This is a genomic window from Catenulispora sp. GAS73 (genome assembly GCF_041262085.1).
Lineage (GTDB): Bacteria > Actinomycetota > Actinomycetes > Streptomycetales > Catenulisporaceae > Catenulispora.
In genome coordinates this window covers 37,565-52,761 of sequence record NZ_JBGCCM010000025.1, presented here as the reverse complement: position 1 = coordinate 52,761, position 15,197 = coordinate 37,565, and the positions used below count along the sequence as shown (strand labels likewise).

16 protein-coding genes are annotated in these 15,197 nt (G+C 70.9%); 11 read left to right on the top strand and 5 right to left on the bottom strand.

Features of this window, described 5'->3' with window-relative positions; genetic code table 11:
- Window positions 1–91 precede the first annotated feature (91 nt).
- The 4 genes from ribH (at window position 92) to ABH935_RS32620 (ending at window position 2,516) form a co-directional block, all read left to right on the top strand.
- Window positions 92–577 (top strand): 6,7-dimethyl-8-ribityllumazine synthase, encoded by a 486-nt coding sequence (gene ribH, locus ABH935_RS32635; protein WP_370381794.1) that lies wholly within the window; start codon window positions 92–94, stop codon window positions 575–577.
- Between the two features lie 56 nt (window positions 578–633).
- Window positions 634–903 carry a phosphoribosyl-ATP diphosphatase gene (locus ABH935_RS32630; RefSeq protein WP_370381904.1) on the top strand — a complete coding sequence of 90 codons (270 nt, stop codon included), beginning with the start codon at window positions 634–636 and terminating at the stop codon, window positions 901–903.
- A 179-nt stretch (window positions 904–1,082) separates the two neighbouring features.
- The gene (gene hisG / locus ABH935_RS32625) at window positions 1,083–1,946 is read left to right on the top strand and encodes an ATP phosphoribosyltransferase (RefSeq protein ID WP_370381793.1); all 864 of its coding nucleotides are present in this window, start codon (window positions 1,083–1,085) and stop codon (window positions 1,944–1,946) included.
- Window positions 1,947–1,991: 45 nt separating this feature from the next.
- Entirely contained in the window at window positions 1,992–2,516 is a 525-nt protein-coding gene (locus tag ABH935_RS32620) for a PH domain-containing protein (protein ID WP_370381792.1), read from the top strand.
- An 8-nt stretch (window positions 2,517–2,524) separates the two neighbouring features.
- Here ABH935_RS32620 and leuE read toward each other — a convergent pair whose 3' ends face one another.
- Together leuE and ABH935_RS32610 are read right to left on the bottom strand one after the other, a co-directional pair.
- Window positions 2,525–3,232, bottom strand: coding sequence for a leucine efflux protein LeuE (leuE, locus tag ABH935_RS32615; RefSeq protein ID WP_370381791.1), 708 nt, complete (start codon window positions 3,230–3,232; stop codon window positions 2,525–2,527).
- 43 nt (window positions 3,233–3,275) lie between these two features.
- A complete protein-coding gene (locus ABH935_RS32610) occupies window positions 3,276–5,057 on the bottom strand; it encodes an AMP-binding protein (protein WP_370381790.1) in 1,782 nt (593 codons plus the stop codon).
- A gap of 177 nt (window positions 5,058–5,234) precedes the next feature.
- Here ABH935_RS32610 and ABH935_RS32605 point away from each other — a divergent pair, with 177 nt between their 5' ends.
- The 3 genes from ABH935_RS32605 to ABH935_RS32595 all read left to right on the top strand — a co-directional run bounded on the left by ABH935_RS32605 (window position 5,235) and on the right by ABH935_RS32595 (window position 7,985).
- Window positions 5,235–6,254, top strand: coding sequence for a ketopantoate reductase family protein (locus tag ABH935_RS32605; protein WP_370381789.1), 1,020 nt, complete (start codon window positions 5,235–5,237; stop codon window positions 6,252–6,254).
- A gap of 97 nt (window positions 6,255–6,351) precedes the next feature.
- Window positions 6,352–6,885 (top strand): SigE family RNA polymerase sigma factor, encoded by a 534-nt coding sequence (locus ABH935_RS32600; protein ID WP_370381788.1) that lies wholly within the window; start codon window positions 6,352–6,354, stop codon window positions 6,883–6,885.
- Complete coding sequence (locus tag ABH935_RS32595; protein WP_370381787.1) at window positions 6,882–7,985, top strand: hypothetical protein; 1,104 nt, start codon at window positions 6,882–6,884, stop codon at window positions 7,983–7,985. Before ABH935_RS32600 ends, ABH935_RS32595 begins: the two co-directional genes overlap by 4 nt.
- Window positions 7,986–8,033: 48 nt before the next feature.
- Here ABH935_RS32595 and ABH935_RS32590 read toward each other — a convergent pair whose 3' ends face one another.
- The 3 genes from ABH935_RS32590 to ABH935_RS32580 all read right to left on the bottom strand — a co-directional run bounded on the left by ABH935_RS32590 (window position 8,034) and on the right by ABH935_RS32580 (window position 10,497).
- A complete protein-coding gene (locus ABH935_RS32590) occupies window positions 8,034–9,230 on the bottom strand; it encodes a lipid-transfer protein (protein WP_370381786.1) in 1,197 nt (398 codons plus the stop codon).
- Complete coding sequence (locus tag ABH935_RS32585; protein WP_370381785.1) at window positions 9,227–9,691, bottom strand: Zn-ribbon domain-containing OB-fold protein; 465 nt, start codon at window positions 9,689–9,691, stop codon at window positions 9,227–9,229. Before ABH935_RS32585 ends, ABH935_RS32590 begins: the two co-directional genes overlap by 4 nt.
- 230 nt (window positions 9,692–9,921) lie before the next feature.
- A complete protein-coding gene (locus tag ABH935_RS32580) occupies window positions 9,922–10,497 on the bottom strand; it encodes a MarR family winged helix-turn-helix transcriptional regulator (protein ID WP_194920589.1) in 576 nt (191 codons plus the stop codon).
- 934 nt (window positions 10,498–11,431) lie between these two features.
- Between ABH935_RS32580 and ABH935_RS32575 the strand changes: the two genes are divergently transcribed.
- From ABH935_RS32575 to ABH935_RS32560, 4 genes are all read left to right on the top strand, one after another.
- Complete coding sequence (locus ABH935_RS32575; protein ID WP_370381903.1) at window positions 11,432–12,010, top strand: CDP-alcohol phosphatidyltransferase family protein; 579 nt, start codon at window positions 11,432–11,434, stop codon at window positions 12,008–12,010.
- A 45-nt stretch (window positions 12,011–12,055) separates the two neighbouring features.
- Window positions 12,056–12,922 (top strand): DUF881 domain-containing protein, encoded by an 867-nt coding sequence (locus ABH935_RS32570; protein ID WP_370381784.1) that lies wholly within the window; start codon window positions 12,056–12,058, stop codon window positions 12,920–12,922.
- 220 nt (window positions 12,923–13,142) lie between these two features.
- Complete coding sequence (locus ABH935_RS32565) at window positions 13,143–13,475, top strand: small basic family protein (RefSeq protein ID WP_194920582.1); 333 nt, start codon at window positions 13,143–13,145, stop codon at window positions 13,473–13,475.
- A gap of 13 nt (window positions 13,476–13,488) precedes the next feature.
- The gene (locus tag ABH935_RS32560; RefSeq protein ID WP_370381783.1) at window positions 13,489–15,159 is read left to right on the top strand and encodes a DUF881 domain-containing protein; all 1,671 of its coding nucleotides are present in this window, start codon (window positions 13,489–13,491) and stop codon (window positions 15,157–15,159) included.
- The last annotated feature ends 38 nt before the right edge of the window (window positions 15,160–15,197 follow it).

Sequence of the window (15,197 nt, the reverse complement as noted above, 5' to 3'; positions counted from 1 at the left end):
GGGACGCGACCGGCGTCCACGGTCTGGAAGACTTGCCCTCGCGCGCCGCACGGACACGCGGGGCCACGAACGCAACAAGGAGTGAACAACAGTGAGCGGAGCGGGAGCGCCGACCATCAGCATCGAGGGTGGCGCCGACCTCAAGGTCGCGGTGGTGGCCGCGCAGTGGCACACGCAGGTCATGGACGGCCTGGTGGCCGGGGCCGAGAAGGCGCTCGCCGAGATCGGGGCGGAGCACGACCTGTTCCGCGCACCGGGCTCCTTCGAGCTGCCGGTGATCGCCAAGGCGCTGGCCGAGGCGGGGTCCGGCTACGACGCCGTGGTCGCCCTCGGCGTGGTGATCCGCGGCGGCACCCCGCACTTCGAGTACGTGTGCGCCGCCGCCACCGACGGCCTGAACCGGGTCGCCCTGGACACCGGCACGCCGATCGGCTTCGGCCTGCTCACCTGCGACACCGAGCAGCAGGCGCTGGACCGCGCCGGCCTGCCCGGGTCGAAGGAGGACAAGGGCCGGGAGGCCGTGGAGGCCGCGGTGGCGACCGCGCTGGTGCTGAAGAAGATCGGGGTGCGGCGGTGAACGCCTCGCCCACAGCCGACGAACCCGTGGAGGTGCCGGTGGGAACCGCGGTTCCGATCACGTCCAAGAGCTTCGAGACCCTGTTCGGCGAGCTCGCCGCCAAGGCCGAGCGCGGCGAGGAGGGCTCGCGCACGGTCGAGCTGCTCGGGCTCGGCGTGCACGCCATCGGCAAGAAGATCGTCGAGGAGGCCGCCGAGGTCTGGATGGCCGCCGAGTACGAGGACGGCGACCGGACGGCCGAGGAGATCTCGCAGCTGCTGTACCACGTCCAGGTGCTGATGCTGGCGCGCGGGCTGGAGCTGGAGGACGTCTACAAGCATCTGTGAGCGGCTCCGGGTGAGTGTCGTCGAGGGCCTCGCGCGGTCGCGCGGGGCCCTTCGACGTCTTCTCCAGGGGTCGTCCCGCGTCATCCCACCGAGTGAACACCCCGGCGCGCCCCGGCGACCGTGGTCGATACTGGCCGGTGGAACACCGTCAACGACCGGTAACCGAAAGGTCACACGCCATGCTGCGCATCGCACTGCCGAACAAGGGATCGCTCTCGGAGGCGGCCACGGCGATGCTGCATGAGGCCGGATACCGGCAGCGCAAGGACGGCAAGGAGCTGATGGTCGTCGACCCGGCCAACAACGCCGAGCTGTTCTTCCTGCGCCCGCGCGACATCGCGACCTACGTCGGGGCGGGCCGGCTGGACGTCGGCATCACCGGCCGCGACCTGCTGCTGGACTCCGGGGCCTCGGCCGAGCCGATCATGGACCTGGGCTTCGCGCGCTCGACGTTCCGCTTCGCCGCGCTGCCGGCGACCGTGGAGCAGGTGACGAAGGAGTCGGGGGCGGCGGGCCTGGCCGGGCTGCGCATCGCCTCGGCGTACCCCGGCGTGGTGCGCGAGTACCTGGCCGCCGCCGGGGTGAGCGCCGATGTGGTGAAGCTGGACGGCGCGGTGGAGGTGTCGATCGCGCTGGGCGTGGCCGACGTCGTCGCCGACGTCGTGGAGACCGGCACCACCCTGCGCCACGCCGGCCTGGAGGTCTTCGGCGACCCGATCCTCACCTCTGAGGCGCAGCTGATCCGGCGGGTCGGCGCCGAGGACAGCCCCGCGGTGGAGCAGTTCCTGCGGCGCCTGAAGGGCGTCATCACCGCGCGCGAGTACGTCCTGATGGACTACGACATCCGCGCCGAGAACGTGGACCGCGCGGTCCAGGTCACCCCGGGCATCGAATCGCCGACCGTGTCGCCGCTGCACGACAAGGGCTGGGTCGCGGTCCGCTCGATGGTCCGCCGCGCCGAAGCCCAGCGCATGATGGACGACTTGTGGGATCTGGGTGCGAGGGGAATCCTCGTCACGGATATCCTCGCGTGTCGGCTTTAGTTGTCATGGGTTCGTTGAGCCCGGGAGAAACGGACCAGCGTGCAGGTGACGGACAACCACGATCACGACCACCAGGCCCCCGGACCTCTGGACCCGTACAGCCTCCCGGTCCCCGATCGAGTCCCGCAACTCCCCGCGACCTTCCGGCCGCAGCGCACCCGCATCGCGGTGCTGGCGGTGTCCACGGCGCTGATCGTGACGCTGGTCGTCGTGGCCTTGATACTGCCCGACACCGGCTCCACGGCCTGGTCGGTCCCCGAGCGGGTGGCGTTCGCGGCGCTCGGCCCGGCCATCTCGGCGGGGCTGTACCTGCTGGCGCGCCCGAAGATCGTCGCCGATGAACGAGGGCTGACGATCGTGAACACCGCACGGACGCAGCATCTGGAGTGGGCGCAGATCGTCCGGGTGAACCTTCGCCCCGGGGATCCGTGGGTGCTGCTGGATCTGGACAGCGGCGAGGTGTTGCCGGCGATGGGGATCCAGGCTTCCGGCGGGAAGGCGGCGCGCAAGGCCGCCGGAGAGCTGCGGGCCCTGGTGGACGAGCACACCAGGACCGAGCGCGACGACTAGCCGGTGGCCTAAGCGGCACCCAGCGAAGCGGTGGCCAGCTTCAGCGCGAAGCCCAGGAACAGCGAGCCGATCCCGCCGGTCATGGACGCCGCCAGGCGCTTGCGCCGGCGGAACGCGCTGGCCAGCCGGTGGCCGGTGAAGATCAGCACGCTCAGATACCCGGCCGAGAACAGCATCACGATCGTCGACAGCAGCGCGAACGCCTCCGTCGGGTGCGCCGCCTGCGGGTTCACGAACTGGGTCAGGAACGCCAGGTCGAACAGGATCGCCTTGGGGTTCAGCAGGCTGACGATCAGCGCGCGCCGGAACGGCCGCTCGGCGGCTTCCACCGCCTCGGCCATCGCCGCCGCGCCCGCCGCGCCCGCAGCGCCCTCGGCGTCCGCGGCGCCGGCCGTGTCGGCCGCCTGCCGGCGCACACGCAGCGCCTTCACCGCCGAGCGCACCATCCCGAACCCGAGCCAGGCCAGATAGGCCGCGCCGAGGTACTTCACCACGTCGAACGTCGCGGGCGAGCGCTTCAGCATCGAGGCCGCGCCGGCGGCGGTCAGCGTCAGCAGCACCGCGTCGCCGAGGAACACGCCGCATGCCGCGCGGTAGCCGGTGCGCACTCCCTTGCGCGCGCCGACCGTCAGCACGTACAGCGAGTTCGGACCCGGCAGGAGCACTATGAGCAGCGCGCCGAGCACGAAGGTCGGCAGATCAACAGTCCCGAGCATGCCGCGAAGCTTCTCATACCGAGCTCTGCGTGCGCGCCTGGTTTCACCGCTTGAAATCGGCGAAGGGATCCTGCCCCGGAGCTTCCCGGTCCTGCTCGGGGTGCTCGGCCGCGTGCTCCTCGCGCAGCACCCGCCGCAGCACCTTGCCGATCATGTTGCGGGGCAGGTCCTCGCGGAACGCGATCAGCTTGGGCACCTTGTACGGCGCCAGGTGCTGGTGCGCGAAGACGTCCAGCTCCTCGGCGGTGGCCGACATCCCCTCGGCCAGCTGGATCACCGCCTTCACCGTCTCCCCGCGGTACGGGTCCGGCACGCCGATCACCGCCGCGTCGTAGACCGCAGGGTGCTCGCGCAGCACGTCCTCGATCTCCGAGGGGTAGATCGAGAACCCGGAGGCGATCACCACGTCCCGTTTGCGGTCGATCAGCGTCACGTAGCCGTCCGGCGACATCACCCCGATGTCGCCGGTGTACAGCCAGCCGTTGCGCAGCGCGAGCTTGGTCTCGTCCTCCTGGTTCCAGTAGCCCTGGAACAGCTGCGGCCCGAACACCACCAGCTCCCCGGCCGCGCCGATCGGCAGCACGCGGTCCTGCCGGGACTCGTCGACGATCTTCACGTGGGTGTTCGGCAGCGGGAGCCCGATGGTGCCGGGCCGGGAGTTGGCGTTCAGCGGGTTGGCCAGCGTGACCGGGGAGGACTCGGTCATGCCGTAGCCCTCGGCGAGGCGCCCGCCGGTCGCCTTCTGGAAGGCGTCGATGGTCTCCACCGGCAGCCGCATGGCGCCGGAGATGCAGGTCCGGATGGAGCGCAGGTCGTATTTGCCGATCTTCGCGTGCTCCAGCAGCTTGGAGTAGATCGGCGGCACGCCGGGGAACACCGTGGGCCGCTCGTGTTTCACCGCGTCCAGCACCAGCTCCGGGTCGAACGTCGGGAGCAGGACGAGCGTCCCGGCCAGCCGCACGCCGGTGACCACGCACAGCATCAGGCCGTAGACGTGGAACAGCGGCAGCACGCACAGCACCGACTCCCGCCCCGCCACGGCGTTCTGGTCCCACGCCTGCACCTGGTGCGCGTTGGCGACCAGGTTCCGGTGCGTGAGCATGGCGCCCTTCGGCCGGCCGGTGGTACCGCCGGTGTACTGCAACACCGCCAGGTCCTGTGCCGGCTCCACCGGCTCCTGCTCGACCGGGCCCGGCGAGGTCTCCAGGAACTCCGCGTACGGCACGGCGCGCGCCCCCGGCGGCAGCGGTGTGATCAGCCGCTCGCGCTTCTCCCGGGCCGCGCCGATCGGCAGGTCCAGCAGCTTGCGCTTGAAGGAGGGCAGGAAGTCGGCCAGGCAGACCGAGATGACGTGCTCGACCGCGGTGCCGGGCCGGGCGGCGTCCAGGGTGGCGTAGGCGCCGTCGAAGACGATCGCCACCTTCGCGCCCGAGTCGGTGAGCTGGTGCCGCAGCTCGGAGTCGGTGTAGAGCGGGTTGCAGGCGACCATCACGGCGCCGAGGCGGGTGATCGCGAAGAACGCGGTGACCGCCGCCGGGCAGTTCGGCAACACCAGGGCAACGCGGTCGCCCTTGTGCACGCCGAGCTCGCGCAGCGCGCCGGCCAGCCGGTCGACGTCCCGGCGCAGCTGCTTGTAGGTGGTCTTGCGGCCGAAGAACACCAGGGCGGTCCGGTCCCCGAAATCGCGTGCCGCGTCGTCCAGGAGCCTGGTCACCGGGACGTCCGGGACGGTCACGTCGGTGGGCACGCCCGCTGCGTAGAACCGCAGCCAGGGCCGCTCCGCATAGGGATCGGGCACGGCTGTAGACGGGGCGGTCTGGCTCACAAGCGGAGTCAAACATGTATTGAGAACGTTGTCAGTAGCCCCTTTGGACACAAGATCGCAAAATCCGCTGTTCACTCCATGATTTGCGACGCGAAGCGTCTCGTTAACGGGCGGCGGTGGGAGACGGGTGGGCTTTCGACTCTTCACACAGGGGTTACGGGCGCTAGAGTCCGAAGGATGCGCTACATCATCATCGGCGCCGGCGCGGTCGGCGGCACCATCGGCGGCCGGCTGGCCGAGTCGGGGCGGGACGTGGTCCTGGTCGCACGCGGTGCGCACCTGGAGGCCCTGCGGCGGGACGGGCTGCGGCTGCTCACCCCGGACAGCGATTTGCGGCTGCCGATCCCGGCGGTCGCCGGGCCGCAGGAGCTCGGCGAGCTGCGGCGGGACGACGTGCTGGTGCTCTGCGTGAAGTCGCAGGACACCGCCGGCGTGCTGAACCAGTGGGCGCAGGCGCCGGTGGCCGGCGGCGGGACGGCTGCGGAGCTGCTGCCCGTGGTCTGCGCGCAGAACGGCGTCGAGAACGAGCGCACGGCGCTGCGCCTGTTCCAGAACGTCTACGGGCTCTGCGTCTGGCTGCCCTCAGTGCACCTGGAGCCGGGCGTGGTGGCGGCGAACTGCACGCCGCAGTCGGGCATCCTGACGGTCGGCCGCTACCCGGACGGCGTCGACGACGTCATCAAGCAGATCGGCCACGACCTCGGCGAGAGCCGGTTCGACGCGCCGGTGGTCGACGACGTGATGCGCTGGAAGTACGGCAAGCTGCTGAGCAACCTGGGCAACGCCATCGAGGCGGTGGGCGACGTGGCCGCCGACGACGACCTGGCCGAGCGGCTGATCGAGGTGTGTCGGCAGGAGGGGATCCGGGTCCTGAACGCCGCCGGCATCCCGTTCGTCGGCTCCGCCGAGCGGGACGCGGTCCAGGGCGATCGGATGACCTTCACCGAGATCGCCGCGGCGCCGCGCGGCGGCGGCTCCAGCTGGCAGAGCCTGGCGCGCGGGACCGGGTCGATCGAGACGGACTACCTGTCGGGCGAGATCTCACTGATCGGGCGGACTCATGGCGTTCCGACTCCGGTCAACGCGCTGATGCAGCGGCTCAGCGCGCAGTTCGCCGCCGAGGGCCGGGCGCCGGGGAGTCTGCCGCTGACCGAGCTGGCGGCTTTGGTGGAGCAGGCTCAGGGGTCTGCGGGCTGATTCCACGCGGCGGCGCGGCCTGATCTGAAGAGGCGACGCAACCTTTCCGGTTCCCGGTCACTCATGTGTCTCGATCGACGGGAATCGGGAGGGGCGCATGGGCGACCAGGCACGGCTGGAGGAGTTCGCCGACTACGCGGCGGCTCGGCAGAGCCATCTGAAACGCACGGCGTACTTGCTGTGCGGGGACTGGCATGAAGCCCAGGACCTCACGCAGACCGCGCTCCTGAACCTGTGCAAGGCGTGGCACCGCGCGAAGCGGGCCGACTCCATCGACGCCTACGCGCAGAAGACGCTCATCAACGCCTACCTCGGCGGGCGGCGCAGGCGGAGTCGGGAGCGCGAGGTCCATGCCTCGGTCGCGGTGACGACCTCGCCTTTCGCCCGCGAGGACCAGCCGGATCTGCGGCTGGCGCTGCTGGCCGCGCTGACCGAGCTGCCGCCGCGCGGCCGGGCCGTGGTGGTGCTGCGGTTCTGGGCGGACTTCAGCATCGAGGACACGGCCGCCGCGCTCGGATGCTCGACCGGCAATGTGAAGAGCCATTCGTCGCGGGCCCTGGCCAAGCTGCGGGAGCTGCTCGGGGATTCCCTCGCCGACTTCGAGTACTCGCGGGAGGGCGGGCAGCGATGAAGAGCACTGAGGAGATGTCGGGCGAGACGGCGCGCGAGCTGTTCGGGATGGTGTTCGACGAGGACGGCGTGGCGGTGCCGCCGGACGATCTGGCGCCCGGAGCGATGGCCGGGTACCGGCGGTTCCGGCGTCGGCGGACGGCCCTGGCCGGGGCGGGGGCTTCGGCGGCGCTGGTCGGGGTCGCGTGCGTGGCGCTGCTGGTGGCCGCCGGCGGGACCGGGCAGCCGGGGACGGCGCCGGGGGTGCGGTCGAGTGCTGAGACGACGGTGACGCCGATGGGGCCGGAGACTGGACCGACCACAGGACCGACCACAGGACCGGCCATCGGACCGACGACATCGTCTCTGGAGAGCAGCGGCAGCCGTGCCGTGGACTGCTTCAGCAACTTCGTGGCGGACGGCGACCGCGCCAAAGCGCAGGCGGACTGCCGACGGGCCGAGTCGCTGTGGCAGGCGGTGTTCGCCGGGCTCGCGGTCAGAGGGGCGCGGAATCCGAGCTTCGCGCAGATCAGGGCTGGGTTCGTGGCACGGGTCGAGGTGCGGAACGCGGCTGCGCCATCGCTTTACGGCCACGTTCAGCCGCAGGTCGTCCAGGATTGGACCGACGCCCGACAAGAGAATGCGGACGTCGGCTCCCAGTCCTGGTCGGGCTTCGACATCTCGACCGGACAGGGGACGATCATCGTCTCCGCCGACTACCGGTCGGGCGCGAACAGCAGTACCCACCTGCAGTGCTTGGGGGTGAGCCCTTGCGAGTCCGTGCCGCTCGGCGACGGTTCGGTGGCGGAGGTTTCCAGCACCGGCGACGCGCGCGGCTATCTGGTGACTGTCCGGGCCCCGAGCGGCGATGCCTACCGCATCTCCTTTACCAGCGACTTCGACCCGAGCTACGTCGACGTCCCATGCTCGGCGCCCGGCGGCCACTGCTATGCCAACCTCACCGACGGCTCCATCCGGCCCGGCGCGATCCCCGCCTCCGACCCGGTCATCGACGCGCCCGTGGTGACCCAGCCTGTGTTGACGGAAATTCTGAAGCGGCCCGCGTTCGCCGCGCTGGTGCAGGGGTACTTCGCCGGCAAGCTGGGACAGCCTGGTTCGTAGTCGCCGCCGCGTTGCCACCGCCGCGAGCAAGCGGTGGCGACGCGGCCGCTAAGCCCGCCCGACCACGATTGCCGACCCGTGCCCGAATAACCCCTGATTCACCGCCACGCCGACCCGCGCCCCGGCGACCTGCCGCGCTCCGGCATCGCCGCGCAGCTGCCACGTCAGTTCGCACACCTGTGCGATGGCCTGCGCCGGGATGGCCTCGCCGAAGGAGCTCAGGCCGCCGCTGGGGTTCACCGGTACCCGGCCACCCAAGGAGGTCGCGCCGTCGTGCAGCAGCTTCTCGGCGTCGCCGGGTTCGCAGAGCCCGATCTCCTCGTACCAGTCCAGTTCCATCGCGGTGGTCAGGTCGTAGACCTCCGCGAGGTCCAGGTCCTGCGGCCCGAGCCCGGCGGCCTCGTAGGCCGCGTGCGCCAGCGACTCGCGGAAGGAGTGGGCCGCCGGTTCCGTGGTGGCCATCGAGTCCGAGGCGAGGTACGGGAAGTCCGGGACGGTTCTCGGGTACGTCGGTGTCGGCGCGGAGACGGCGCGGATGCGGACCGCGTCCTTGTTCAGCCGTCTGGCGTAGTCCTCGGACGTCAGAACGACTGCCGCGCCGCCGTCGCTCGTCGCGCAGATCTGCAACAGGCGCAGTGGGTCGCTCACCATCGGCGAGTTCAGCACGGTTTCCGCGTCCACCTCCGCGCGGAAGCGTGCGTTCGGATTCAGGGATCCGGCGCGGGCGTTCTTCACCTTCACCGCCGCGAAGTCGTTCTCCGTCGAGCCGCGCAGGGCCATCCGGCGGCGCGCGTAGAGGCCGAAGTACGCCGGGTTCGTCGCGCCGAGCAGGCGGAAGCGCAGCCAGTCCGGGTCGTCGGGGCGGTCGCCGCCGACCGGGGCGAAGAAGCCCTTCGGCGTGGTGTCCGCGCCGACCACCAGGACCACGTCGGCCAGGCCGGCCAGGATGTGCGCGCGGGCCGTGGACAGGGCCTGCGCCCCGGTCGCGCAGGCCGCGTAACAGCTGGCCACCGGTGCGCCCTGCCAGCCCAGCGCCTGGGACAGCGCGGAGCCCGCGACGAAGCCCGGGTAGCCGTTGCGGATCGTCTCGCCGCCGACCACCAGCTGTACGTCGCGCCAGCCGATCCCGGCGTCGGCCAGGGCGGCGCGCGCGGCGACCGAGGCGTACTCCACGAAGGGTTTCCCCCACGCGCCCCAGGGATGCATCCCGACGCCGGCCACTGCGACGGAGTCCGTCCTGCTCATGTGTGCACCTCGGATGGGCCGATCGGGCGCCAGTTCCAGACCCGCTCCTCAACTCCCAGCGAGGAAACGAGGGTTCCGGGGACCAGTTCCATGGCCATTCCGACACGCAGGGACTCCGCGGCGACGTCCGCCGGGACCTGCCCGAGCACGATCATGCGCTCGGCGGCCAGCTCGACGGCGGCCAGCGCGTAGGGGGCGAACTCGGTGTCGGCGGGGCGCGGATAGGGCGGCGGGGGAGCGTAGCGGGCGTCCGTGTACGACCACAGAGTGCCGCGGGTCGACAGCGGCTCAGGGCTCTGTTCCAGACCCTCGCAGCCGGGGTCGGGGCAGCCGGGGACGGTCCGCGGGGGGAAACTCAGGGCGCCGCACGCCGTGCAGCGGCCGGCCAGCAGGGCGAAGCCCTCCGGGCCTTCGCGGAACCATCCGTCGGTTCCCGGAGCGGCCGGTATGCCGTCAGTCATGGATCTGACGGTATATCAGATTCGCCGCTCCGGGAACGTCGGCCCGCGGGTGGATCAGGGGATGGATCGGTACTGCGCCCGGCGCCCGTCACCGGGAAAGAGCCGGTGGGACAGAGCCGGTGAAGAGAAGGTGGCGTTCTCGCACGGTGTGGTGCGGTTGCGCTGTGCGCTTGCGCGCCGTTCAGAGCCTGCTAGGACCAGGCGGGCTCGGTGGACGTCGCCGTCTCGGCTCAGTCGTCGACGCGGCGGCGGCTGCCGCGCTGGTCGTCGAGCCGGCCGAGCACCCCGGGCAGCCGCTCAAGCAGCCCGACCAGCTGGTCGAACTCCTCGTCGGTGTAGGAGCGGCGCAGCGAGCGGTCCAGGGCCCGCACCCGGCGCTTGGCGGCCTCGTAGGCCTCCTTGCCGCGTGCCGTGACCTCCGCGTCGATGACGCGGCCGGCCCCCCGGCCGAACTCGCGGGTGATGTAGCCCTTGCGCTCCAGCGCGGCGACCAGCCCGACCATGGCCTGCGGAGTCACCGAGACCGAGCGGGCCAGCGTCGCCGAGGAGGCTCGGCGCAGGTGGACCAGTGCCTGCAGGACGCCGTACTGGGCCTCGGTGAGGTCGAGTTCGGCGAGCAGGCGTGTCATGTGCCGGGCGAGCTCACGGTCGCACATCGTGAGCAGCCACGGCAGGTAGCCCGTGGAGGGCCGGTAGCGGACCGGGCGATGGCCGCGGCCGGCGAGTGATCCGCCGGTGGCGGGGACCAGTTCCTGGTCGTCCTCGTCCTCGTGCTCGGCGGTGTGTGCAGATGTGTGTTCTGACACAGCGGGTCTTCCCCCCTTGCGTGTTGGTGCCACTCCCACTGCCACGTTCCCGCCAACGTGGTGACAGCGCTCATGTTGCGTGTCGAGTGGAATGGACTTGTTCAAGCCCATCATATTCACGGAATGGGCACTACGACAGCAGGTCTTCGCTGTAGATCTGTGTACGCAGATTTACGGATGTTGAGAACAGCCGATTGAGGGTATACGCGCAGGGCAGCCCAAGGGCGCCGTCACCCGGTGTGACTCGGGCGCGGCGCAGCGCGAAACAGGGCTCTGAGGTGCACACACAGTACGCTCAGAGCCGCCGGTGGACTCCATTGCGGGGGGTGCGGAGTCCGGATAAAGGGGGGTGTGTTCGGTTGTCCGCAGGCGGATACGGACGCTCCACCCGCGCTGCCGGATCACCTGGGGGGAGAGGGAGACAGGGCGCGGGTGGAGCGGTTTCGTACTCGGCGACACCGTGCGGGCTGGTGCGGTGGGTCGGCCGGTCCTGCATCACTGAGGCTACCGCGCGGACACGCTGAGTTGACGATCATGGCGTACTTCTTGAACCAGACTTTGCCGTTTCTTGGTACAACCCCTTCGGACGTGTACCGATGTCCCAGGCCCAGCCCCTGATCGCCTATCGTTGCTGTTTGTGAATCGAGGCAGGGCGGGCGACTACGACGACGGGTACGGCTACGAGCATGACGCGTACCAGGCCGGCTACGGTTCCCCTGACCACGACCCCGACGCCACCGTCAACATCAACGACTACGACGGCGAGTTCGACGACGGGTCGTACCAGGACGACGGTTACTACGCCGAGGGCGACGGGTACGACGACGGCGCCTACGACGACAGCTACGACGGCTACGACGACGGCGACGACGGCTACGACGACGAAGACGGCGTCGAGCTCAGCGAGGACGGCCTCCCGGTCTCCAACCGCGTCCTGACCATCCCGAACCTGATCAGCCTGGCCCGGCTGGCCGGCGTCCCGCTGTTCCTGGGCCTGGTCCTCTCGCCGTACTACGGCGGCCCGAAGTACGACGTCTGGGCCCTGGTGATCCTGGCGCTGTCCGGGTTCTCCGACTGGCTGGACGGCAAGCTGGCCCGGCGCTGGAACCAGATGACCAAGTTCGGCGCGATGATCGACCCGCTGGCCGACCGGCTCTACATCCTGGCCACCCTGGTCGGGCTGACGATGCGGCAGATCATCCCGCTGTGGCTGCCGATCGTGCTGGTCGGGCGGGACGTGGCGATGCTGGTGCTGATCTCGCCCAAGCTGCGCAAGGCCGGCTACGGCGTGGCGCTGCCGGTGCACTTCCTGGGCAAGGCCGCGACGTTCAACCTGCTCTACGCCTTCCCGCTGCTGCTGCTCGGGCAGATCAGCGAGAAGCCGAACCACCTGACCGACATCGCGAACATCTTCGGCTGGGCGTTCGTCGGCTGGGGGACCGCGCTGTATCTGTTGGCCGGCGGGATGTACTTCGTGCAGGCCCGGCAGCTCACCCGCGACGTCGGGCGCTGAGGCGCGCGTCGGCGGAAGCTGGGGGGACATGTCAAGATGGCCTCCATGCCCACGCCGCCCGACGCCCGGAACAGCGCGCGCCGCGACGCCTCGATGTCGCTGCTGACCAGCCTGCTCAACGACACGCTGGACCCCGGGTATGCCGAGACCGCGGCGCGGCGCAAGGCGAAGGGTGAGGACGCCGGGGGCAGCCATTGGACCAGGCGCCCGTCGCCGACCGTGCTGTTCGGGGTGGCCGCCGTCGCGCTGGTGCTGGTGATCGCCGCGATCCAGACCCACCGCCAGGCGCCGGCCGCCGAACGCGAGCGGCAGCAGCTGATCTCGCGCGTGCAGGACGCCGAGCGGAAGAACTCCGCCGACGAGTCCATGATCTCCACGGTGCGCGGGCAGCTCCAGGCCGCGCAGGCCGAGGCGCTGGGACCGGAGCAGGGCAAGGCGTTCACCGCGATGTCGGTGGCGACCGGGGCCTCGCCGGTGACCGGGCCGGGGCTGGAGGTCGTGCTCAACGACGCCGCCGGCGCCGACAATCCCTCCAGCACCGACCCGCGGCAGAACGGCACCAACCAGAGCCGGGTGCTGGACCTGGACCTGCAGCACGCCGCGAACGGGCTGTGGGCGGCCGGCGCGGAGGCGGTGGCGATCAACGGGCAGCGGCTCACGGCGCTGTCCGCGATCCGGACCGCGGGGTCGGCGATCATGGTGGACTTCCGGCCGCTGTCGCCGCCGTACACGCTGCAGGCGATCGGGGACCCGAAGTCGATGGCGGCGAAGTTCGCGGACGGGGCGGACGGCCGGTACCTGTTCGAGCTGAAGTCGCAGTACGGGATCGGCTTCACGACGGCCACCAAGAACAAGCTGAGCCTGCCGGCGGCCACGCAGCTGACGCTGACCGACGCGGTGCCCGCGCCTTGAGGGGCGCTGTGAGGCGGGCTTCGAAGGGGGCTTCGAGCGGAGCTTCGAGTGCCGGTGCTCCGGGGGTCCCCGGGGGTTCGGTACGGTGGCCCCAGCAGTTTTCCGTATCAGGTTACGGGCGCACTCCGCGCCGGGACGACCAGGGCCTGGTCAAGGCCGGGATGACTGAGACCGAGATGACTGAGACTACCGAGACTACCGAGATGACTTGGAGGGCGTCGTGATCGCGGCGATCGGACTGGTGATCGGCGTGATCGCGGGGGTGGTCTTCCACCCCACGGTGCCCGCGGGACTGGCCCCCTACCTGCCGATCGCGGTGGTGGCGGCGCTGGACGCGGTGTTCGGCGGCGTACGCGCCCTGCTGGACGGGATCTTCGACGACAAGGTGTTCGTGGTCTCCTTCGTCTCCAACGTGCTGGTGGCCGCGCTCATCGTGTACCTCGGCGACCAGCTGGGCGTCGGCTCGCAGCTGACCACCGGCGTGGTGGTCGTGCTCGGCATCCGCATCTTCTCCAACGCCGCGGCCATCCGCCGGCACATCTTCCACGCCTGAGAAGGAGCGCCGGGTGCAATCGCGGTCGGGGAACGAGCCGGAGCCGGATCCGCAGGAGTCGGCGGACGGCGCCGGGGCGGGGGAACGGGATCCGTTCACGCCCAAGGTGCCGCCGGTCGGCGAGGACGAGGACCGGGACCAGGACCGGGATCAAGACCGGAACGAGGGCGAGGGCGAGGCGGAGGCTGACGAGGCCGAGGCTGAGTCAGGCGCGGATCTCGCCGAGACGATGGACCTCCGGAGCCTGTCTGAGGAGCCCGAGGTCAAGAGCGTGCCCCGGCGGCCGAAGAAGCATGCCGGGCCGATGTCCTCCGAGACGGTGAAAAAGCCGATCGGCGAGAGCGACGACGAGCCTGACCAGCCGGAACAACCAGCTGAGTCGGCGCTTGATGAGACGGTGAGTCTTGAGGACTCGGCCGCCGCAAGTGATGATGAGGATGCTCGCGAGCCTGAGCCGGCGCCTGCCGAGACAGTGAATCTCCGGGATCTGCTTCCGGAAGAGTCGGCTGCCACTGAACCCGAGCCTGAGGCTGAGTCTGAGGCCAAGTCAGAGGCCGAGCCAGCGGCTGAGCAAGATCGCCCGGAGCTCGCCGAGACGGTGAATCTCCGGGACCTGCTTCCCGAGGGCCCTGAGGGCAAAAGTCCCGAAGAGCAGGCGAAGGAGCAGCCGGCCGAACCCGAGCCCCCCATCCGCCGCCGCACGTCCCCCGAGGGCGAGCCGCTCCGCCGTCGTCCCATGCCCGGCGGCCAGCCGCCGCGGCGCCCGGGGCCGGGTCAGGACCCGCGCCGGGGGCCCGGATACCCGCACGCGGGCGATACGGGTCCCCGGCGGCGTCCGCCGTCCGAGCACGCGCCGGACCGCGCTCCCAACCGCCGCCCGGCGCCCGAGTCGCGTCCGGGCGCCGCAGCAGCAGCCGCCTCCGGCCCGGCAGCGCCCGCGGCGCCCGCCAAGCCGGTCTCCGTCTCCCTCGGCCGCCGGCGGCTCCTCGCCGCGTTCTGGCCGCCGCGCATGTCGCGCAACCAGGCCGTGGTCGGCGTGCTGTTGGGGGCGCTCGGCGCGGCCCTGGCGATCCAGGTGCACGCCACCAACACCTCCGACGAGATCCTGCGCGGCGCGCGCAGCGACGACCTGGTCAACATCCTCGACGAGGTGACCTCGCGGGGGCAGAGCCTCGACGCCGAGCTGCGCAACCTGGAGACGCAGAACGCGGCGATCCAGGACAGTGCCGACAAGGCGCAGGCGGCGCTGGCGCAGGCCCAGCAGAAGGCCAAGGACCTGCAGATCCTGGCCGGTACGGTCAAGGCCAAGGGCTCCGGCATCACGCTGACCATCACCGATCCGCAGAACCAGCTGAAGTCCGCGACCTTGCTCAACGCGTTGGAGGAACTGCGTGCCGCCGGGGCCGAGGTGGTGCAGGTGGACGGCGTGCGGGTGGTCGTCTCCTCGTCCTTCGTGGACACCGCCGACGGCGGGATCGCGCTGGACGGCCACGAGCTGACCCAGCCCTACGTCTACAAGGTGATCGGCGACCCGAACACGCTCGGGCCCGCCATGCAGATCCCCGGGGGCGTGGTGGCGACCGTGAAGTCCTCACCCGGGGCCAACGCCGCGATCACGCCCGGGCAGGTGCTCGTCGACGCCGTGGTGCCGGTGCCGAACCCGGACTACGCCAAGGCCGGATGAGGCGTGACGGGGCCGGTGGGCCCCGGGGTCCGGCATGG